Consider the following 19,681-nt stretch of genomic DNA (forward strand, 5'->3'; position numbering starts at 1 on the left):
TATCTTTCCCATTTTAGCATATCGTTCTTTTGTAGCAACTCATTTCACACTTTCATCCGAAAATTTCTTCATAAATACAGCCGTTCCTGTGATAAATCTGAACACAATGGCCATTAACGCTAGGTAAGGTATAGATATCGATTTTATTGCAGCTACAGGACTTTGCGGTGAACCAATTGTCCATTCAACCGCAAAAACAACAATAAACCCTAGAATTAACGCGGTTATAGACGGGGGAATTGATGTAGTGAATGACACGACGAAATACAGAATGGCAAATAACAATGTAAGAGCCATGAAAAGCAAAATCCATTTTATTGAATAATGAGCTGATACGAATATCTGCCATTTTTTTGCCCAGCCGATAGGTGACCAATTAATGAAATTGAATAATTGCAGGAACTTTAGAGCTATCGTTGTGATTAAGGCCCCGATTAGTGCAGTCCATAACAAAGTAATATTCATCATAGATATCCCTCCTATACAAAGTGTCGGGAGGTTTAGAACTTTTTAAACATCATTATGGAGTGTAACTTTATTTTTTAGTATAATGAGTTAATAGTATTTGTTGAATTAAAAGAAAGTGGGGCTAAATATATGAAAAAAGAACAACAGCCTCCTACTTACGGGGGTCAAGCACTAGTTGAAGGTGTTATGTTTGCCGGAAAAAATCATACCATCTCGGCAATTAGGCGAAAGGACGATACAATTGATTATTTCCACCTTCCAAAGGAAAAGAGTAATACTCTGATAAAAATGAAGAAAATCCCATTTATTCGTGGATTTGTTGCATTAATTGAATCTGCTGGAATCGGGTCACGGCATTTAACATTTTCCAGTGACCGCTATGATATTATGCCCGGCGAAGAAATTCTTCCGCCAAAAGAAGAAACCTCCAAATTGGCAATGGTTCTTGGTGTCGCAGCTGTCGGAGTCTTATCTTTACTATTTGGGAAGTTCCTCTTTACACTGATCCCCGTCTTTCTAGCACAAGCACTACAATTTGTTGCACCAGGAAAAACAGCACAAATTTTGCTTGAAAGTCTATTTAAGCTCATTTTGCTATTGACCTATATTTCACTTATTTCTATGACACCGCTCATTAAGAGGGTATTCCAGTACCATGGTGCGGAGCATAAAGTTATCAACACATATGAAAATAATTTGCCCATGACAGTTGAAAATGTTCAGTCACAATCTAGACTCCATTTTCGTTGCGGTAGCAGTTTTATGCTGTTTACGGTAATTGTTGGTATGTTTGTTTATTTCCTTGTACCGGCCGATCCATTTTGGTTTCGCATTGTAAATAGGATTCTACTCATTCCAGTCGTTCTCTGCATTTCTTTTGAAGTCCTGCAAATAACAAATTCGCTTCGCAATGTTCCTATCTTGAAGTATTTAGGCTATCCCGGTTTGTGGCTTCAACTATTGACAACGAAAGACCCTGATGACAAGCAAGTGGAAATTGCAATTGCATCGTTTGAGAAATTATTGCAACTAGAAGAGCATGGTGTTGATGCAATGGGACTTGAAGCAGGGACTGTTCCTGTAATTATTTAAAAGCGGAAGCTGCCGATTATGGCCGCTTCCGCTTTTATATTGCTTTATAACCCGCATTTTAATTGGGCATTACAGTTCGTACATGTATTACAGCCGCCCATTTCTTCGACTGTACCTGTTCTACATACAGGACAAGTATCACCGACTTCAGATCCGATTGTAACGTTTGTCGAACGTAGATCTTGTATTGTATTGACAAGAACAACTTTACGCTGTGCAACTACTTCTTCAACATAGTCGGAATCCATTTCATTCTCTTCAGCTTTTAAGGTCAGGACTTGCGCATCTCGGCTACCATCCACATAGACAGTCCCGCCTTTCGCTCCGCCCTTATAGAGACGCTCATAAACACTTTCAACTTGTTTAACAGTATACCCCCGTGGCGCATTGACCGTTTTAGAAATTGAACTGTCAATCCAACGTTGGATGATGCACTGTACATCTGCATGCGCTTCAGGCGCAAGAGCCATCGAAGAGATAAACCATTCCGGTAAGTTTTCCGGATCTGCAGCTGGATTATTCTTCAAATACTCTTCTACTATTTCAGCTTTCACCTCGATGAATTTACCAAGACGCCCGCTGCGGTAATAAGAAAAGGAGAAATATGGTTCCAATCCAGTACTAACGCCAACCATGGTTCCAGTAGATCCAGTTGGTGCAACAGTTAATAAATGGGAGTTTCTAATACCGTGTTCCAAAATGGACACGCGAATATCTTCCGGCATTTTTTTCATGAAGCCTGTATTGATGAACGCATTGCGCAGGGCTAACGTTTCCTCATCTGTCTTACCGATAAGGAATGGGAAACTTCCCTTCTCCTTTGCAAGTTCGATTGATTCACGATAAGCAGATGTTGCGATCGTTTCAAATACGTTGTCGACAAGGTCGTTGCCTTCAAGAGAACCGTATTCTTTTTCGCAATAGATCAACAGGTCAGCAAGTCCCATTACGCCGAGTCCAACACGACGTTCGCCGAGTGCTTGTACTTTGTTTTCTGCTAGGAAATATGGCGTTGCATCGATAACATTATCCTGCATTCGAACACCAATACGAACTATTTCTTTTAATTTTTCGAAGTTTACTGTTTTTGTCTCTTTATTTGCGACTTCCGCAAGGTTTACAGCAGCTAAATTGCAAACGCTGTAAGGTGCAAGTGGTTGTTCACCACATGGGTTCGTTGCTACAACTTGCTGGCCGTAAGCTTTGGCATTCGTTTCATTGTTGGCATTGTCGATGAAGAAAATGCCGGGTTCAGCGGCGTACGTTGCACAGATGTTAATAAGATCCCAAAGTGCACGTGCTTTGATTGTTCGGTATACACGAACTGCAAACCCTTGACGCTCCCATTCACGGACATCGCCGACTTTATGCCATTCTTCGTTGTATGTAGCCATTTCTTCCGGCGAGTACTTTTCAACAGCTGGGAAGCGCAGGTCATAATCTGCGTTCTGTTCAACTGCTTTCATGAAATCGTCTGTCAATGTGACGGAAATATTTGCACCTGTGAGGAATTCCGCATTTTGTACGGAATAGGTTCCCCCATCACGCAATTTCGTTTCAGCATCTTTCAAGATTGCATCATTGAATCCACCCATACCAGGAATCGTCCGATAGTTCATTATCCCTTGGTACATCGCTTCTTCTTGAGCTGTAAGCGGTTTGAATTTCAGTTTTTCATTTGCTAACTTTTTTATCAATTCATCTTCGGTAGTTTCCACAAGGTAACGGAGGATTCTAGGATTCTGCATTTTTGAGATGATAAATTCGTAAATATCCGGATGCCAATCTGCTAACATGATCATCTGTGCACCACGTCTAGATCCACCTTGTTCGACAAGATGTGTCAATTTAGCTATATCATCGAGCCAAGAAACCGACCCGGATGATTTACCGTTGACGCCGCGTGCAAGTGTGTTACGTGGTCGTAGTGTGGATCCATTTGTCCCAACACCACCACCGCGACTCATGATCTCCATCACTTGTTTGCGGTGATCAGAAATACCTTCACGAGAGTCAGCCACGAAAGGCATAACATAACAGTTGAAGAAAGTCACTTCAGTATCTGAACCAGCTCCGTATAGAACACGTCCAGCAGGAATGAAATTCAATTTCGACAATTGATTGTAGAACTGATCGAACGATTCTTTTCGTCTTGCTTCTGTCGTTTCAACCGAGGCAAGTCCTGTCGCATTACGTTTGGCAATTTGCTCATAAAAAACTTCAAGTGGCTTTTCTAGAACTTCTATCGGTCTTGTAATGATACCTTTTTCCTGCTCAACTGGATTGTCGATCGCTGAACGAAAATCTTTTTCAATCCATATATCTGCTTTTCCACTTTTTTTATCAATTGCAGTGATAAAGCCAAGTCCACGTGCCGGGAATTTCGGATCTTCCTTAACCGTTAGGACGACGAAATCACCAACTTTGAGTGTTTCCTTTTCCGTATCCTTAAACGAATATCTGTCAATCATGACAAGCCGGGATACCCCTTTATGTTCAATATGCATATCATCTGTAATTGGATGCACTTGCGGGAATTTAGAGATATCCGCATTCAGCTGTGCCTTGTCCAAGATAGGTTCCTGGTGTTTTGAAACAATGACCATTAACGCATCCCTCCTTATGGGATATATTCATAAAACAAAACATGTATTTTCACGTAGAACACTACATGTTGTGTTAATTATAATACCTAATATACTACATATTGAAACCTGCTTCAATAAAATAGTTTTTACATTAAACTCCAAATGCTTAATTTACGCATTTCGGAACGCTTAATTCTCGATAAATAGCACCAAAGTTACAGATGTTATTTTCTATATGTCCAGTCATCATTCGCATATTTTTCCCGCTCAATTTCCATTACGAATTCGATTTGCTGTTCTGTTAATTCTAATGGTACAAGTTCCATATCAAGCGCTGATTCGAAACCTCTTGAAAATGCATCTGTACATTCCTCAATTGAAACAGAGCGGTTTATCAGTTTATCTATTGCTACCGCTTTTTCTGGCAAACTCATACGCATTTGTTCGCGGTGTTCTTCCGTTTTAAAGTTAAAGAGAGAAACCAGTTTGTCCACATCAAGACTTAAAAGTATCGCACCGTGCTGTAAAATGACACCTTTCTGTCTTGTCTGCGCGCTTCCAGCAACTTTCTTCCCCTCAACAACAAGTTCATACCAACTTGGTGTGTCAAAGCAGACTGCACTTCTCGGTTTCTTTAAATCATTGTTCTGTTGTTCAGTTTTAGGAACTGAAAATGACGCATCTAAGCCTAAGTTACGGAACCCTTCAAGCAAACCGCCCGAGATAACACGATACGCTTCTGTTACCGTTTCAGGCATTTCGGGATAACTTTCACTAACAATAACGCTGTATGTAAGTTCGTGCTCATGAAGGACACCTCTGCCCCCCGTTGGACGTCGAACGAATCCAAGTCCATTTTTTTTCACTTCACCCATATCTATTTCTCTTTCGACATTTTGAAAGTAACCAATTGATAACGTAGCGGGTTCCCATTCATAAAATCGAAGTACTGGGCCGATTTCCCCTTTGCTATGCCATTCTAGCAGTGCCTCATCCAAAGCCATATTGAACGAAGCACGACATTTTCCTGAATTAATGAAGTGCCAAACCTTTTTTTTCATTCGAATTCTCCCTCCACAACGAATTTCATTTTATCATTCCCATTGAACAAGTGCCACTCAATCTTTATAATGATAAGGTAGAGAGAAAGGGGAAATTTGTTTTGAACTATTATATCCTAGGGGCCGTTGCTCTTATCGTAATCATTTATTTTGTTGTGACGATGCAACGTCTTAAGAAAGCTGTTACAAACTTGACGCAAGAGCAATTTATCGAAGGTTATCGGAAAGCACAACTAATCGATGTGCGTGAGCCCAAGGATTATGATGCTGGTCATATTCTGGGAGCGCGTAATATTCCGTACTCTCAGTTCCGTCAGCGACATAAAGAAATCCGGTCGGACAAGCCCGTTTACTTATACGATCAAAACGGTGGAAAAAGCGCACGTGGAGCCTTACTTCTAAGGAAAAAAGGATATGATCAACTCTTCCACCTGCAAGGCGGCTTCCGTCAATGGACAGGTAAAGTGAAAAGTAAGTAAAATATAAAGTTCTTCCCCTTGGGAGGAGCTTTTTTCAATACTAGAGTATGGAATGAAGCAGCATATGTCATTAAAGAAAACGATTAATTGAGTTCTTTTTCCCAGTACGCTAGACGGCACTCGCATGCGTGTGGGGTCGTTCATTGCAAATAACACCCCACAATTAACCCAAGCGAGTAATCCTCCACTCAGCAATGCTACAGGCCGTTTCAACCGCGCTAATGAAGACCAATTGGACGAAACAATAATCCTTACGAATCAGGGACTTACAGAAACAGCGCAAGCTCTTTACAACAGTTATGCAGACGTTGAATGGGAGAAGTGCTAAACCTCGATTTACTCAAGTTATTCCACCACTGACAATGACAATTCTTCTGGCTAGATTTCCCTTTTATAAACCTCCACTTGCTCTAAATACGCCCACGACAAAAAGGCACAACAGGATTTGCTGTGCCTTTTGTCGATTACTTATTGTTTTATATAGCGCAAAACAGGATTACGTGCCGCCTTCGTTTCATCAAGACGATTGATAACTGTTGTATGCGGAGCATTTTGTACGATTTCTGGATTTTCTTCGACTTCTTTTGCAATTTGGATAAGAGCGTCACAGAAAGCGTCAAGTGTTTCTTTTGACTCTGTTTCTGTAGGCTCAATCATCATGCCTTCCTCAACGTTAAGCGGGAAGTAAATTGTTGGCGGGTGATAGCCAAAGTCAAGCAAACGTTTTGCCATATCAAGCGTGCGCACGCCAAGTTTCTTTTGACGGCGACCCGACAGTACGAATTCGTGTTTACAATGTCGGTTATATGGAAGGTCGAAATAAGGCTCCAATAAGCGCATCATATAGTTTGCATTCAATACAGCATTTTCCGTAACTGCTTTCAAGCCGTCCGGGCCCATTGAACGAATATACGTGTATGCACGTAAATAGATTCCGAAGTTACCATAGAACGGTTTAACACGACCGATTGATTGCGGTAAATTGTATTCAAACGTATAAACCTCATCTTTTTTCACAAGAACTGGTTTCGGCAGGTAAGGAATAAGATCCTTCTTCACACCCACTGGACCTGAACCTGGTCCACCACCACCATGAGGACCTGTGAATGTTTTGTGCAAGTTCAAGTGAACTGCATCAAAGCCCATGTCGCCAGGGCGTGCTTTAGACATAACTGCATTCAGGTTTGCACCGTCATAATAGAGTTTTCCTCCAGCAGCGTGAACAATCTCAGCCATTTCAAGAATTTCTTCTTCAAATAGACCTAGTGTATTCGGGTTCGTCAGCATAAGTGCTGCCGTGTCATCTCCTACATGTCGTTTCAGGTCCTCAAGATCAACAAGTCCGTCTTCACCCGATTTTACTGTAACCGTATCGAAACCGGCAACTGTAGCTGAAGCTGGATTAGTACCGTGTGCCGAATCCGGAACAAGTACTTTCGTACGTTTGAAGTCACCGTTTGCTTCATGGTAAGCACGGATCATCATAAGAGCCGTCCATTCACCGTGCGCTCCCGCTGCTGGCTGAAGAGTCACTTCGTCCATACCCGTAATTTCTACAAGATGCTCTTGCAGGTCATACATTACTTCCAGTGCACCTTGAACAGTCGACTCATCTTGCAGTGGGTGAATATTTGCGAATCCAGGATAACGAGCAACGGATTCGTTGATTTTCGGATTATATTTCATTGTACATGATCCAAGTGGATAGAATCCGGAATCAATCCCGTGGTTACGATTCGAAAGTGCTGTGTAATGACGCATAATATCAAGTTCGGAAACTTCCGGAAGTTCTGCAACTTCCTCGCGAACAAATCCTTTTGGCAATAAGCCGGAAAGGTCAAGTTCAGGCACATCCAGTTCAGGAAGACTATAGCCTATCCGTCCTTCTCTAGTAAGTTCAAATATTAATGCCTGGTTATCTTTATGCATGAAGGGCCTCCATTTCCTGCACAAGTGCATCGATTTCTTCTTTCGTACGCTGTTCAGTCACAGCGATTAGAGCATGGTTTGCAAATTCAGGATACGTCAAACCTAAGTCATAGCCGCCGATTATCCCTTTTGTAAATAATGTTGTATTCACTTCTTTAACAGACTGTTTGCAATCAACGACAATTTCGTTAAAATGCGATCCACTAAATTTAACTTCAAACCCGGCTTTTTCAAATGCTTCCTTCGCATAACGTGTTTTCACAATGTTCTGATATGCAATTTCTTGCGCGCCTATTTTCCCAAGTGCAGTCATCGCAACAGAAGCTGCAAGTGCATTCAGGGCTTGGTTCGAACAGATGTTAGACGTCGCTTTATCACGACGGATATGCTGCTCTCGTGCTTGAAGTGTCAAAACGTAACCTCTGCGGCCCTCATCATCCGTCGTTTCTCCAACAAGACGCCCAGGTACTTTTCGCATCAACTTTTTCGTCACTGCGAAATAGCCACAATGTGGTCCGCCGAAAGATTCTGGAATGCCGAACGGCTGTGCATCTCCTACCGTGATGTCAGCGCCTAGCTTGCCAGGTGGCGTCAGTATTCCAAGTGCAAGTGGATTTGATGATACAACGTACAATCCGCCTTTAGCGTGTGTAATTTCCCCGATTTTTTGAATGTCTTCGATTTGACCGAAGAAGTTCGGGTATTGAACTAAAACAGCGGCTGTATTCTCGTCTATCAATTCTTCCAGCATCGCCATATCTGTTACGCCATCTTTTTGTGGAATCATGACCACTTCGATATTTTGACCTGATGCATAGGAAAGCACTACATCACGAGATTCCGGATTAACCGTCTCGGAAACAAGAAGTTTCTTCCGACGCGTATGTCCAGATGCAAGCGTTCCCGCTTCTGCAAGAGCCGTTCCGCCATCGTACATAGATGAGTTTGCAAGATCCATACCAGTCAGCTCACAAATCATTGTTTGGAACTCAAAAATCGCTTGCAACTCACCTTGCGAAATTTCCGGTTGGTAAGGCGTATAAGCCGTATAGAACTCAGAACGCGAAATAACATGGTCAACAATGATTGGTTTGTAATGATCATAAACCCCTGCACCTAAGAATGATGCATATGTGCGCGCATCCGCATTTTTCGACGCAAGTTTTGACAGTTCTTTTGTTAATGAAGTTTCAGATTTCGCTTTTTTAATATTGTATTCGCCTTTAAATCGGACCTTTTCAGGAATGTCCGCAAAAAGTTCATCTATGGATGAAATACCAATTGTTTTCATCATTTCAGCGCGATCAGTTTCAGTCATAGGAATATAACGATGCTGCATGTCCTCTTAACCCCTTTTCATAATGTTAGTATGATTAGCGTTTATAAAATGGTGTAGCAATAATTACAGCTTTCAAACGTTTATTTCGAATTTCTATTTCAACTTCAGTTCCTTCAGCAGTATGCTCACGATTCAAAAGCGCAAAACCTATATTCTTTTTAAGTGTTGGTGATTGTGTACCCGTCGTGACTTCACCGATTTGTTCTTCACCGAGGAATACTTTGTAACCAGTACGTGGAATCCCTTTATCAATCATTTCCAAACCGATAAGTTTACGCGGTACACCATTCTCTTTTTGTGCAGATAAAGCTTCTTTCCCATGGAAATCTGCTTCTTTATTTACTTTGACTACAAAACCTACACCCGCTTCAAGTGGTGAGATCTCTTTTGACAATTCTTGTCCATATAACGGTAAACCCGCTTCGAAACGAAGTGTATCACGTGCTCCAAGACCCGCTGGTACGACGCCTTCACTTTCGCCTGCTTTCAGGATAGCAGACCATAGTTCAACAATCGCTTCCGGTGATCCATAAATTTCAAAACCATCTTCTCCTGTGTATCCTGTACGGGATACAAGCACTTTCTGACCTGAAATCTCGACATTTTCCTTGAAACGGAAAAACTTAATGTCTTCAAGCGGCTCGTTTGTCAACTTCTGAAGGACTTCCTGCGCTATTGGTCCTTGCAAAGCTAGAAGTGCATAGGAAGATGATACATTTTCAATTTTAACATCATCAGTCACGTAACTGTTCATCCACTCGAGATCTTTGTCGATATTTGACGCGTTGACAACAAGCAGATAGTCGTTTTCACCACGTTTGTAAATTAGAAGGTCGTCTACAGTTCCGCCATCTTCATAACACATAGCGGTATATTGCGCTTGTCCATCTTTAAGTTTCGAAACATCGTTCGTAACCATTTTTTGCAAATAAGGAAGAGAACCTTCCCCACTTACAAGCACTTCACCCATATGGGATACATCAAATAATCCTGCTTTCGTACGTACAGCTTCGTGTTCCGCTTTTATACTCGAGAATTGAACAGGCAATTCCCAACCACCAAAATCGATTGTTTTCCCGCCATACTCAGCATAGCTATCAAAAAGGACGGTACGTTGTAAAGTTTCTGACATAATTCATTCCCCCTTGGAAAATTGATAAAAAAGGACAGAGGTCCCCTAAGAAGAGAACCTCTGTCCTTGTACCTGAAAGTTTGACCTTACGGCTTTCCTCGTTGGTGGCCGATTATCCGGCACTCTCCAGAGATGCGTCCTGTATGAGTCTTGTTACCTGAGAGATTCATAACATAAGTTACTTGCTCCTTCGGCGACGCCTTTGCGTGCTCTCCTCATACAATCATTCGCGCTATTCAATTGAAATGAAAATGAATAAGATTCGGACAACTATTGCCCTTTCGCCTTATATCTTAACATTTCATCCATGTAAGTGCAATGCTTTTTAATTGACTGTCGTTTTAACGAACATTTATGCCTTTATAACCAAAAACGTTCGTGTATATCTTTGAAAATTAAACTTTCTGCTAACTATAGTTTTAAAAATCTAATCAACAGCTGATTTCCACTTATTACTTTTCCCCTTTAAGACGGCCAATTTGAAAAGCAATATAATCTACAATATCTCTTAACGAACGCTTTTCAGTTTCCACTTTAAAATGGGCACTTTGTAAGTAAAAAGGTTTTCGCGCATTAAATAAACCTTCAAGGTCGCTTCGGCTAGACCTTTGCACAATTGGACGATTCCGGTCGGTTGATATTCGCCTCCATATGTCACGAAATGGAGCATTAAGGAAAAAGACAAGTCCCGTCTCACGCATGACTTCCCTATTTTCCTTTCTCATCGCCACACCTCCGCCCGTTGCAATGATACAATATTCATCACGAAATGAGCGGAGAAAATCCGTTTCCAAATTACGGAAATACTCCTCGCCGTGCAGTTCAAATATTTGTGGAATCGACAAACCTGTCATCTTTACGATTTCATTATCCATATCGTAAAAGGGCATTCTTGTTGCATAACTAAGTCGTTTGCCGATTGCACTTTTTCCACATCCCATAAAACCAACTAAATATACTTTCTTCATCTCATCACCCATTTGGCAGAACGAATATGCTTATCCGCTCCGTTTCATTGTCCTCACCGTTTCGTTCTCATAATACGTCTCAAGCGAATCGTAATTCCTTTGTAGACTATCATGCCATGAAACGAGGGAGAAAAGAAAGAGACTAACGAAAAATAATAAAATAATTGTTGCTGCAAGCATGGCTCCATTTTCATTCCGGATACAATCCAACCGCAAACCCCCTTACTTTTACTGAACCATTAAGCAGCAATACATGAGCAGTTAAAGTCATACCGTCATAAGTGAATCTCACTGACTGAACTCCCGTAATCAATGGGACATGTCCCTCTCCGTTAACTAGTTTTCTAATGACAGTCCCACTTTGTCCTATGTTTATCCTCCCACGGCTTGTGACAAGACGAAAAGTAGTTCCTTCATAAAGCAATTGAATTTCACTAACATCTGAAAGCAGTTTTTGCATATCCAGTGAAAACAGTTCCCACTCTGTGGAGGAGGTGTCAAAGAACTTTTCCTCTATTGGCTCTTTCCAAAAAAAGAACAAAATAAATAAATGAAGAAAAATAGACAATACAGTTAGTTGGAAAATGCTTTCTAGGAACGTATAGCCCTTTTCGTCACGTACCTTTAGGTATTTACGCATTTATCGTACACCTTATCAATAATTTCATATGACACACAGACAGCTTGTCCATGAATGGACCACTTATAATCGATTTCTTCAATCTTCCGGACACCTTCCGATAATCCATATGCTTTAAAATAGATAGCGCCTTGTAATGCGGTTTCCGAAGCATACATTGCCGCCTTTTTTAACTGTAGTTTGGAAGTCGCGAAAGTGGAGAAAGGAAGTAGTGTGCCAAATATCACAATTACTATAGTCAATGTCAGTATCGTTTCCGGCCACGAATAGCCCCCTTCATTCATAAATAATCATCCTTCCACGCTGAAATTGTAACCGTATTTCAATCACACCTGAACTTGTCGAGAATGCAAGTGTGCCAGCTTTAATAATATCTCCGTTTGCATGAAACCCCACTTTCGATGATGTACTACTGCTTAGATAATGCATGCCTTCAGGAAATACATTCCTTGCAATTACTTTTCCACTTAGTTCAGAAGTAGTAAATTCAGATCCGGAATGTTTGAACTCCAATTGGGTTATTACAGAATTCGCCATGGAATAGGCTTGCATGTCTTGCACGGACGCAATAAATACTTGAAGGGCATCATCTTCTGATTTCACTCGAATCCATTGATCCCCGATAGGTAAAATGATTGCTGTCATAATTGACAGGACAGCTAATACAAGAATCATTTCAAGGAACGTGAATCCACTTTCCCTAGTTTCCTCCACCGTCTGCTCCTGAACCTGCCGTCCCACCCACTTTATCCACTTTGCCGTCCACTATTACTAAAAGGGTTCCGTCTGGACACTGCGCAGTTCCCGGTAAATATTGTTCATCTTCTAAATTACTCATAGTTGGCACGTGTTTTTTGTCCATTTTATAAGCCTCAACCTGGCCTTGTACCATTTTGATGTAAGCTGCGCAGCCTTTTTCATCAATTGACTTAGAATGTTTTGTGACATTTGGAATGGCAATGAGAATGAGAACCGAGATGATTAATAATACGATCATCATTTCGATTAATGTGAACCCTTTTTCATTACGAATTAATTTCATATAACCCCTCCTATAATTTATCCATCATTCCGTAAACGGGTAATAATAATGCGAGATACGCTGCTAAAATACAAATTGCGATGATACTGAATAAAGCTGGTTGAAGAACCGCTAAAGCCTTTGTCAGATTTTCGTCGATTGTTTCACTGAGTTGCTCGCTGTACAGTTGCAACTCTTTCGGTAGAAAACCGCTATCCGCACCATGTTTGGCAAATGCAGATAACTGCTCCTTTAATCCCTTTGTTCTGCTGACAGCAGTATGAAATGATTCTCCGAAAATGACTTGTTCTTTTACATTTCCAGCAATTTCACTTAAAACTGAATCCACTTTTTGATGAATTAATATATCTAGCGCGTCTTGCATAGATAATCCCGATTGAAGTAAGCTTCCAACTTCACTTGAAAAGTCTCGGGTCTTTACTGTTGAAAAAAAACTTCCTGCGATAGGAATAGTCATCATTACTTGTATTTTAGTTTCGGGTAGCAGTTTGCTATAAACAAAGATGCCAATAACCGTGAGCAGTGCCGTTATTAACGCAATACTTATAATGACATCAGGAATTTTCGTAACAAGTGAGGGCAACATTGAAACGAACCCATCCCCTTCATTTCCCCTTGAAATTGCAAGGTTTTCCATATTGGGCAGAAAAAACTTACGAAACGCTATTAGCAGTGCTGAAATAATAAGAAAAAGGAAAACTGGATAAATTAAAAGGTTTTTTAATTTTTTCTTTTTTTCTTCAGCTCTTTCGAGACGTACAGACACCCCCTCCAAAGCTTGTGCAACGCGCCCATCTATTTCCGCAATCGCAACAGGAAGAAGTACCCCCGATGAAAATCCTAACCGCGCCAACACGTGGGTCACCCCAAAACCTTCTTTAAAATCGGCATCCATCATTTCCAACATCGGATTATAAACTTTCATATGGTGTGGCAATAGTAAAGTAACGCCATCATAGAAGGTATAGCCTTCTGTTAGTAAAACAGCTAGTCTTTTCAGAAATACCGGTCGATTTTGAAGAGTTCTCTTTTTACGCAACATTGATTTACTTAAACGTCTATCCATCCCGTATCACACTTGAGCGGCTATATTTCCGGATGAGCGACTCCACTTTTAAATCATCCGGTACGATTACTCTTTCCCCGCTCATAATTGAGTCAGTAATTTGGGCAAGCCTATCTCCTTGAATAATTTCAAATACAGCCCCTCTTTCACCGGAACTATTTCGAATTAGGCGTTGGGCTGAAATGCATACGATTGTTTGTCGTAATTCTTCCGCGGAAACACCAAAATCCATCATCCTATAAAAACAACCGACAGGATCCTTGGAGTGAACAGTAGTTAATACCAAATGACCGGTCAATGCTGCTTGAACTGCGATTTTAGCGGTTTCACTGTCTCGAATTTCACCTATCATGATCACATCAGGTGAATGGCGCAATATCGCTTTAAGGCCAGCGGAGTATGTCATGCCGGAACGCTCATTTACTTGAATTTGTAGAAGATGTGAATGATTATTTTCAACAGGATCTTCCAATGTAATCACATGTCGCTCAAGATTATTTACACAATGGGCCGTTAAAGAATAGATAGTAGTCGTCTTTCCACTTCCAGTCGGACCGGTCAATAGAAGCAGTCCCTGCGGCTCAGACATCGCCTGACGCAATTTATCTGCCCATTCTTTCTCCATACAGAGCTCGTCGATGGAAACAATCCGGTCATGCCTTTGCAGCCGAATGACAACACTTTCTTTCATTTGAATTGAAGGGATTGTTGATACGCGAAAAGAAAAATTCTCTCCTTGGAATTGTTTGTGAAATGAACCACTTTGGGGTTTACGTTTATCGCTGATGTCGAGTGAGGACAAAAATTTGTAAAATGAAATCATACGGCCCGCTAACTGTGGGGGAATTGTTCCAGACCGGTCCAGTTTCAAATCTTTTTTGAAGGATATATCATATCCTTCCTTCGTGGGGATAAGGTGGATATCTGAAGCTTCATATTTAATCGCTTTTTCTAAGAGTTGAAAACTTTTCTGTTCTACTACGTTGTCATTTCTAATCATTAAACACCCCTCTTTCTTTTTTAAATGTAACGGTATTTAACTGTTTAATAGGTTGAATAATCTGCATTCAACCTATGTCATATTATACGATTTTGAATTGCAGATTGGAATACTTTCCTTCAAAGTCGAATTGTGTATCGCGGAAAAGAAGGGATATTTCATATTTGGCCTTTTTTTACCTAGTAAATCTCATTTTTCATAAAAATACAGCTTATACACGTCTTTGTCACAATGAAAGAACGATTGGAGTTTACATCTGCAGTTGTTATCCTTTATAATGAATGGGAGCTTATTGTAATGTTTTATTAAGGAGGGACGCACATGGATAACATGTTTAAGTTGATGGGCTTCTGGACTGGTATTTTCGCAGTAATGTTTTATATTGGAGACATGCTGCCAGCCGCACTTCTTTTTGTTGCGAACACAGGGTTCTTCCTACTACTTGGATATTTGAACCTGACAGAGCGTATGTACATGTACCTATTCGGAGCTTATCTGATGGTGTTTATGGTTGGTTTCAGCTACTACTCAACGTTTATTCACGTACCTGGCGCTGGCCACTAATAGTACATACAAAAAAACAGCCTATTTCTGGCTGTTTTTTTGTTTTAAATGAATCATTCGCTTAAAATCCGTTCAAAAAAGGGTTTGAGTCTTTTTCATCCCCGGGATTAGTTGGAGCTCCATGTCCAGGGTAAATTACAAAATCATCATCTAAAGATAATAACTTGTCATGAATAGATGTAAGTAAAACTCCCGTATTTCCTCCAGGTAAATCCGTCCTACCAACACCTTGCTTGAATAATGTATCTCCTACAATCGCGAAGCGAGATGATGTAAAGACGTACGAAACACTTCCTGGAGAATGGCCAGGTGTATGCCTTGCCTCAAAGGTAAATGGTCCAATAGACATTATTCCTTCATTGAAAATAATTTCATCTGCTTTTTTGCAATATATATCCGGTAGTTGTGGATATTTGGCAGATCCATTCAGTTTTGGATCCAGGAGCCAATCTTGCTCCTCTTCATGAATATAGACTGGAATGTTATAGCGATCTCTAATACTCTCAACTGCTCCGATATGATCGAAGTGCCCATGAGTCAGAAGAACCGCAATCGGGGTTAGTTCCTTGCTTTTTATCTTATTAATAAGCCGTCCACTTTCTTCACCAGGATCTATGATTAGGCAATTACCCGCTTCATCACTTATGATGTAACAATTTGTCTGTATCGGTCCAAGCGAGTATGTATTGATTTTAAGCATGGCCTCCACCTCCTTCAAAACATATTACGCAAGATGAAATACAATTTCAAATAATCGTCACTTATATACCTCGACAAAAATGTTTGGAAACAGTACAATAGAAGAGGAATATCGCTAAATCGGCATTCATTTTTTATTGTTGAAAGGAGTGTCATCCCTATGAACTTATTGATGGTCATTTTTGGACTCATCGCAATCTTAGCGGTTGTTGGTACAGTCCAAGCATTCAAGCAACGAAACGCTTTAAGTATTTTATTTAATCTTGGAGCTGCAGTTATTTTCGGCGGCTTCACAATTGCTACACTTGTTTTTCAAGGGTTCCCACCTACTGCATAATTAGAACAAAAAGACTCTCCTGCGTTAATTCGCAGGAGAGTCTTTTTTTGAATAGAACTATTAACTTCTTAAAATATAGTCAATTCACAAATCCATCCGGGTCGTGCTTTAGCAGACGCCCAGTCTCAGTGTTCTATCATTCAGTAAAATTTAGCCACAAATTCTCAACCGCGGAAACTACATCAATCAAATTTTCCGAGGAATTGCCTGTTAAACATTTTTCTCCCGAAGGTGAACAACGAAGAAGGCCAGATGCGATTTCATCAGCTACAACATCTTGACGTCCTTCAGTTACTCGTATTAGTCGATAGGGTGAAAGGAGTTCATCAAGTTGCCCCCCCTCTACAGGAGAAGAAAGCAATACGGTATCCTTTGAAATCCATTCAACTTTAGGGATAACCCATTCCGAATAATTACTAATAACAGGCATCATCCATTCTGAACGAATCTTTCCGTCCTTGTCCATAATGGAGTAATGCGCATCTGTCTCCTCATTCACTGTAACAACAAGCAGTGACTCTTCATATGTATCAAAATAAACGACTTCATCCACCTCTAATTGGTCCCATTTTTCAGTGGCGGGCTCAAAAATATGTATTTCTCCTCCATCAAGTATGTGCCCCTCAATTTGACTGACTGCAACCTTGTCTTTGCCAAGCCATTTCGGAAAAGGATCTTCAATCGCTAAAAGTTCTAGAGATTTCTTTTCCCCATTATATAATAGCAAATCGAATGTCCAATCTTCATGAAAAGCTGTGAAAAGGATGAGTGATGGATCGATATCGTTCCATTCAATTTCCAGCTCTGTGGATGCAACTTTAATTTCATCATGTATCGCGCCATCCATACTGACTATCTTAATTATTGCAGACGTGGAATTATCGCTAGTATGTAGTAAAAAATAATTCTTAGAAGGGTGGATTAGAACATCAATAATTATAGAACTTTCTTCATAAACAATATCTGATTGACCTGATTCCAAATCAAATGTTTTCAATAGATAAAGCCCATTTTCCTTTTCGACATAGACAATCTTGGTCTCTGTTAACCAATCCACTACAAAATGGAACTTTGCGGAGTCAGCTGTTAATGTCTTACTAATTTCTTTTTCTTTCACTTCTTTAAACGCATTTTCTTCAAGGTCTTTTGAGTTTTCAATGATTTCATCAGTCTCTTCTGTACATCCTGTTACCAACAGGAGTGCTACACAAAAGATGAATAACCTTTTTCTCACCGCGTCTCCCCCTTTTCCGTATTTAGGTTAAAAAAAGGCTGCACGGAGAGTTCCGTGCAGATCCAATTCACTTTTATTCTTTACTATTTACTGCAGGTAAATTTGTCTGTTCATCTTTAAATCTAAGTAAGTCGCCGTTAATAATCATATCCGAATAATTAAGCTCAGTCATAGCACGTTCAATAAACGGCTCACACTCGCTTATATCAGTTTCCTCTTCGGTTTCACTATCATAACAAACCTCTTGCGTGTAGACATTTTTATCAGTTACAAAACGTCCATCACGGAAAATTGTAAATGGTTCATGACTTGGAGAGAAAATGTCAGCACCAAGTTGCATATCATCCTTGGTATCTATACCCATTAAGTGAAGAATTGTAGGTTTCAAGTCTACTTGTGATGAAACTTGGTCAACTGTTTTTCCTTTTCCATGACCCGGAATATGGATATACAGTGGAACCCTTTGCAGTTTCGCATTATCAAAAGGTGTAATCTCTTTGTCTAAGTACATTCCCATTGCCTTATTATGATTTTCGGAAATGCCGTAATGATCGCCATACATGACGATAATTGAATTATCATACAAACCGTTTGCTTTCAAGTCATCGAAGAGAACTTTGATAGCCTCATCCATATATCGCACGGCTTGGAAATATCTATTCAATGTAGCTGAATTGGATGTATACTCTGGAATAAGTTTATCTTCTTCATCCAATGTGAATGGATGGTGGTTAGTTAATGTAAGCAATCTCGAATAGAATGGCTGCGGCATATCTTTCATAATGTCCACTGACTGTTCTAAGAATGGTATGTCTTTCATACCCCAGTTGACTGCTTGCCCCTCACCCACACTGTAACTTTCTAAATCATAGAATTTATCGATTCCTAGAGAGTTATACATGATATCTCTATTCCAGAAACTCCGATTATTTGCATGCATTACATTTGTGAAGTAATCTTCTTCGCCAAGTCTTTCAGCCATTGAATTGTACGTATTTCCACTATTCGTGAAGAATACTGCGCTACCATTTCTAGGGTAAAGTGAATTTTCAAGAATGAACTCTGAATCCGACGTCTTTCCTAAACCGGTGTTATGATAAAACTCAGGAAAATAGAATGTATCAGGATCCTTCGATAATTCGTTTAAAAATGGTGTAATGACATGTCCATCCATCTCTTCATTAATGACAAACGACTGTAAGGACTCTAGAGAGATGGCAATTACATTACGACCTTCCGCAGTACCAAACATCTCTGGATCGGGAGCAGCGTAGTTCGCATTAATATAGTTACTTACTTCGACAAGTTCACTGCCATCTGCAAGCGCACGTTGAGCGTGGGTCTTGGACTGAATGAACAAATCATAAATATGGTAGTTATACGTTCCGATATTTTTCACGAGAAGTTCTCTATCAAAACTACGTGTTAATAATTGTGGTCTTTCCATTTCGGCAAGGCCCAAATTCACCATCATAATTGCAGCAGACATGACAAAGTAAAGTTTGCGTGCAATTTTACTTCGTTGTTCAACGCTATTATTTTTCGGAATAAAGCGGATTGCCAAGAAGATGATTAGCACGTCCGTGAAAAAAAATATATCCGTTGCATGAATATTGGCAGTAACCGATGATGTAAGATCACTGAAGTTACTCGTTTGAAATAGAACAGGTACAGTAATGAAGTCATTAAAGAATCTATAAAAAACTGCATTACTAAACATAATAATTGAAGTTAACATACTTACTGTAAGTAAATAGATGTTACGTCTTTTCGTACTCTTGATGAATAGCGCAATACCATATACGAATAGAAGAAAACTAAGAGGATTCAAAAACAGAATGAATTCCTGCATCATATTATCGATTTTCATATTAAAACTTGTAATATAACCGAAATATGTTGTTAACCATGTTGCGACAATTGCGACGATGAGTACGGAATGTTTAGGCCATACTATTTTTTTCATTCCTTCTCTTCCTTTCAAAAAAAATGATATAAAAACAAGTCGTTCTTAATCTTACTACATTTTAGACGTTGTAACTG

General features: G+C 40.1%; 22 protein-coding genes and 2 riboswitches. Of the genes, 5 read left to right on the forward strand and 17 right to left on the reverse strand.

Translation table 11 applies throughout. The features are described 5' to 3' along the window. Positions 1-39 precede the first annotated feature (39 nt). Positions 40-468: a hypothetical protein gene (locus tag AC25Y6_RS01950; RefSeq protein ID WP_482103069.1), complete on the reverse strand. Its 429-nt coding sequence runs from the start codon at positions 466-468 to the stop codon at positions 40-42. Between the two features lie 129 nt (positions 469-597). On the opposite strand from AC25Y6_RS01950, the gene AC25Y6_RS01955 reads away from it, so the two are divergent. Further along, positions 598-1,560, forward strand: coding sequence for a DUF1385 domain-containing protein (locus AC25Y6_RS01955; RefSeq protein ID WP_488141900.1), 963 nt, complete (start codon positions 598-600; stop codon positions 1,558-1,560). 44 nt (positions 1,561-1,604) lie between these two features. On the opposite strand, the gene AC25Y6_RS01960 is transcribed toward AC25Y6_RS01955, so the two are convergent. Both AC25Y6_RS01960 and AC25Y6_RS01965 read right to left on the reverse strand, forming a co-directional pair. Next, positions 1,605-4,166 carry a vitamin B12-dependent ribonucleotide reductase gene (locus AC25Y6_RS01960; RefSeq protein WP_488141901.1) on the reverse strand — a complete coding sequence of 854 codons (2,562 nt, stop codon included), beginning with the start codon at positions 4,164-4,166 and terminating at the stop codon, positions 1,605-1,607. 206 nt (positions 4,167-4,372) lie between these two features. Then, positions 4,373-5,209: a lipoate--protein ligase family protein gene (locus AC25Y6_RS01965; RefSeq protein ID WP_488141902.1), complete on the reverse strand. Its 837-nt coding sequence runs from the start codon at positions 5,207-5,209 to the stop codon at positions 4,373-4,375. Between the two features lie 161 nt (positions 5,210-5,370). Between AC25Y6_RS01965 and AC25Y6_RS01970 the strand changes: the two genes are divergently transcribed. Both AC25Y6_RS01970 and AC25Y6_RS01975 read left to right on the forward strand, forming a co-directional pair. Beyond that, the gene (locus tag AC25Y6_RS01970) at positions 5,371-5,688 is read left to right on the forward strand and encodes a rhodanese-like domain-containing protein (RefSeq protein ID WP_482103121.1); all 318 of its coding nucleotides are present in this window, start codon (positions 5,371-5,373) and stop codon (positions 5,686-5,688) included. A 124-nt stretch (positions 5,689-5,812) separates the two neighbouring features. After that, the gene (locus AC25Y6_RS01975) at positions 5,813-6,016 is read left to right on the forward strand and encodes a hypothetical protein (protein WP_488139668.1); all 204 of its coding nucleotides are present in this window, start codon (positions 5,813-5,815) and stop codon (positions 6,014-6,016) included. 140 nt (positions 6,017-6,156) lie between these two features. Here the strand turns inward: AC25Y6_RS01975 and gcvPB are convergent, their stop codons facing one another. The 11 genes from gcvPB to comGA all read right to left on the reverse strand — a co-directional run bounded on the left by gcvPB (position 6,157) and on the right by comGA (position 14,804). Continuing rightward, on the reverse strand, positions 6,157-7,617 hold the full coding sequence (gene gcvPB, locus AC25Y6_RS01980; RefSeq protein ID WP_482105515.1) for an aminomethyl-transferring glycine dehydrogenase subunit GcvPB: 1,461 nt from the start codon (positions 7,615-7,617) through the stop codon (positions 6,157-6,159). Further along, on the reverse strand, positions 7,610-8,956 hold the full coding sequence (gene gcvPA, locus AC25Y6_RS01985) for an aminomethyl-transferring glycine dehydrogenase subunit GcvPA (protein ID WP_488141903.1): 1,347 nt from the start codon (positions 8,954-8,956) through the stop codon (positions 7,610-7,612). The genes gcvPB and gcvPA overlap by 8 nt, the downstream gene beginning before the upstream one ends. Positions 8,957-8,990: 34 nt before the next feature. After that, on the reverse strand, positions 8,991-10,088 hold the full coding sequence (gene gcvT / locus AC25Y6_RS01990; protein WP_488141904.1) for a glycine cleavage system aminomethyltransferase GcvT: 1,098 nt from the start codon (positions 10,086-10,088) through the stop codon (positions 8,991-8,993). 56 nt (positions 10,089-10,144) lie between these two features. Next, a riboswitch (glycine riboswitch) is annotated at positions 10,145-10,222 on the reverse strand. A gap of 1 nt (position 10,223) precedes the next feature. Further along, positions 10,224-10,315: riboswitch (glycine riboswitch) on the reverse strand. A gap of 225 nt (positions 10,316-10,540) precedes the next feature. Then, positions 10,541-11,056 (reverse strand): shikimate kinase, encoded by a 516-nt coding sequence (locus AC25Y6_RS01995; protein ID WP_482103062.1) that lies wholly within the window; start codon positions 11,054-11,056, stop codon positions 10,541-10,543. Between the two features lie 30 nt (positions 11,057-11,086). Continuing rightward, positions 11,087-11,266 carry a hypothetical protein gene (locus tag AC25Y6_RS02000; RefSeq protein WP_482103061.1) on the reverse strand — a complete coding sequence of 60 codons (180 nt, stop codon included), beginning with the start codon at positions 11,264-11,266 and terminating at the stop codon, positions 11,087-11,089. Beyond that, the gene (gene comGF, locus AC25Y6_RS02005; protein ID WP_482105513.1) at positions 11,247-11,696 is read right to left on the reverse strand and encodes a competence type IV pilus minor pilin ComGF; all 450 of its coding nucleotides are present in this window, start codon (positions 11,694-11,696) and stop codon (positions 11,247-11,249) included. The genes AC25Y6_RS02000 and comGF overlap by 20 nt, the downstream gene beginning before the upstream one ends. Further along, the gene (locus AC25Y6_RS02010) at positions 11,681-11,980 is read right to left on the reverse strand and encodes a hypothetical protein (protein WP_482105512.1); all 300 of its coding nucleotides are present in this window, start codon (positions 11,978-11,980) and stop codon (positions 11,681-11,683) included. The genes comGF and AC25Y6_RS02010 overlap by 16 nt, the downstream gene beginning before the upstream one ends. Continuing rightward, positions 11,973-12,410, reverse strand: coding sequence for a prepilin-type N-terminal cleavage/methylation domain-containing protein (locus tag AC25Y6_RS02015; protein ID WP_482105511.1), 438 nt, complete (start codon positions 12,408-12,410; stop codon positions 11,973-11,975). Before AC25Y6_RS02015 ends, AC25Y6_RS02010 begins: the two co-directional genes overlap by 8 nt. Beyond that, on the reverse strand, positions 12,397-12,738 hold the full coding sequence (gene comGC, locus AC25Y6_RS02020) for a competence type IV pilus major pilin ComGC (protein WP_488141905.1): 342 nt from the start codon (positions 12,736-12,738) through the stop codon (positions 12,397-12,399). The genes AC25Y6_RS02015 and comGC overlap by 14 nt, the downstream gene beginning before the upstream one ends. A gap of 10 nt (positions 12,739-12,748) precedes the next feature. Further along, a complete protein-coding gene (comGB, locus tag AC25Y6_RS02025) occupies positions 12,749-13,804 on the reverse strand; it encodes a competence type IV pilus assembly protein ComGB (protein WP_488141906.1) in 1,056 nt (351 codons plus the stop codon). Then, the gene (comGA, locus tag AC25Y6_RS02030; protein ID WP_482101802.1) at positions 13,797-14,804 is read right to left on the reverse strand and encodes a competence type IV pilus ATPase ComGA; all 1,008 of its coding nucleotides are present in this window, start codon (positions 14,802-14,804) and stop codon (positions 13,797-13,799) included. The genes comGB and comGA overlap by 8 nt, the downstream gene beginning before the upstream one ends. Before the next feature lie 321 nt (positions 14,805-15,125). On the opposite strand from comGA, the gene AC25Y6_RS02035 reads away from it, so the two are divergent. Next, the gene (locus AC25Y6_RS02035; RefSeq protein ID WP_482101803.1) at positions 15,126-15,368 is read left to right on the forward strand and encodes a DUF2626 domain-containing protein; all 243 of its coding nucleotides are present in this window, start codon (positions 15,126-15,128) and stop codon (positions 15,366-15,368) included. A gap of 61 nt (positions 15,369-15,429) precedes the next feature. Here AC25Y6_RS02035 and AC25Y6_RS02040 read toward each other — a convergent pair whose 3' ends face one another. Beyond that, entirely contained in the window at positions 15,430-16,068 is a 639-nt protein-coding gene (locus tag AC25Y6_RS02040; protein ID WP_482101804.1) for an MBL fold metallo-hydrolase, read from the reverse strand. Between the two features lie 159 nt (positions 16,069-16,227). On the opposite strand from AC25Y6_RS02040, the gene AC25Y6_RS02045 reads away from it, so the two are divergent. Next, on the forward strand, positions 16,228-16,404 hold the full coding sequence (locus AC25Y6_RS02045; RefSeq protein ID WP_482101805.1) for a DUF2759 family protein: 177 nt from the start codon (positions 16,228-16,230) through the stop codon (positions 16,402-16,404). Between the two features lie 136 nt (positions 16,405-16,540). Here the strand turns inward: AC25Y6_RS02045 and AC25Y6_RS02050 are convergent, their stop codons facing one another. Continuing rightward, the gene (locus AC25Y6_RS02050) at positions 16,541-17,638 is read right to left on the reverse strand and encodes a YqgU-like beta propeller domain-containing protein (RefSeq protein ID WP_482104391.1); all 1,098 of its coding nucleotides are present in this window, start codon (positions 17,636-17,638) and stop codon (positions 16,541-16,543) included. Between the two features lie 73 nt (positions 17,639-17,711). Beyond that, on the reverse strand, positions 17,712-19,604 hold the full coding sequence (locus tag AC25Y6_RS02055) for an LTA synthase family protein (protein WP_488141907.1): 1,893 nt from the start codon (positions 19,602-19,604) through the stop codon (positions 17,712-17,714). Positions 19,605-19,681: the final 77 nt, after the last annotated feature.

The organism is Sporosarcina sp. Y1004 (assembly GCF_057669665.1).

Bases quoted from the DNA above. Each gene is read 5' to 3' on its own strand.
- AC25Y6_RS01970 (WP_482103121.1), top strand. From the start codon at position 5,371: ATGCAACGTCTTAAGAAAGCTGTTACAAACTTGACGCAAGAGCAATTT.
- AC25Y6_RS01965 (WP_488141902.1), bottom strand. From the start codon at position 5,209: ATGAAAAAAAAGGTTTGGCACTTCATTAATTCAGGAAAATGTCGTGCT.
- AC25Y6_RS01975 (WP_488139668.1), top strand. From the start codon at position 5,813: ATGCGTGTGGGGTCGTTCATTGCAAATAACACCCCACAATTAACCCAA.
- AC25Y6_RS01955 (WP_488141900.1), top strand. From the start codon at position 598: ATGAAAAAAGAACAACAGCCTCCTACTTACGGGGGTCAAGCACTAGTT.
- gcvT (WP_488141904.1), bottom strand. From the start codon at position 10,088: ATGTCAGAAACTTTACAACGTACCGTCCTTTTTGATAGCTATGCTGAG.
- comGA (WP_482101802.1), bottom strand. From the start codon at position 14,804: ATGATTAGAAATGACAACGTAGTAGAACAGAAAAGTTTTCAACTCTTA.
- AC25Y6_RS02055 (WP_488141907.1), bottom strand. From the start codon at position 19,604: ATGAAAAAAATAGTATGGCCTAAACATTCCGTACTCATCGTCGCAATT.
- comGF (WP_482105513.1), bottom strand. From the start codon at position 11,696: ATGCGTAAATACCTAAAGGTACGTGACGAAAAGGGCTATACGTTCCTA.
- AC25Y6_RS01995 (WP_482103062.1), bottom strand. From the start codon at position 11,056: ATGAAGAAAGTATATTTAGTTGGTTTTATGGGATGTGGAAAAAGTGCA.
- AC25Y6_RS02040 (WP_482101804.1), bottom strand. From the start codon at position 16,068: ATGCTTAAAATCAATACATACTCGCTTGGACCGATACAGACAAATTGT.
- gcvPB (WP_482105515.1), bottom strand. From the start codon at position 7,617: ATGCATAAAGATAACCAGGCATTAATATTTGAACTTACTAGAGAAGGA.
- AC25Y6_RS01960 (WP_488141901.1), bottom strand. From the start codon at position 4,166: ATGGTCATTGTTTCAAAACACCAGGAACCTATCTTGGACAAGGCACAG.
- AC25Y6_RS02035 (WP_482101803.1), top strand. From the start codon at position 15,126: ATGGATAACATGTTTAAGTTGATGGGCTTCTGGACTGGTATTTTCGCA.
- AC25Y6_RS01950 (WP_482103069.1), bottom strand. From the start codon at position 468: ATGATGAATATTACTTTGTTATGGACTGCACTAATCGGGGCCTTAATC.
- comGC (WP_488141905.1), bottom strand. From the start codon at position 12,738: ATGAAATTAATTCGTAATGAAAAAGGGTTCACATTAATCGAAATGATG.
- gcvPA (WP_488141903.1), bottom strand. From the start codon at position 8,956: ATGCAGCATCGTTATATTCCTATGACTGAAACTGATCGCGCTGAAATG.
- AC25Y6_RS02045 (WP_482101805.1), top strand. From the start codon at position 16,228: ATGAACTTATTGATGGTCATTTTTGGACTCATCGCAATCTTAGCGGTT.
- comGB (WP_488141906.1), bottom strand. From the start codon at position 13,804: ATGGATAGACGTTTAAGTAAATCAATGTTGCGTAAAAAGAGAACTCTT.
- AC25Y6_RS02010 (WP_482105512.1), bottom strand. From the start codon at position 11,980: ATGAATGAAGGGGGCTATTCGTGGCCGGAAACGATACTGACATTGACT.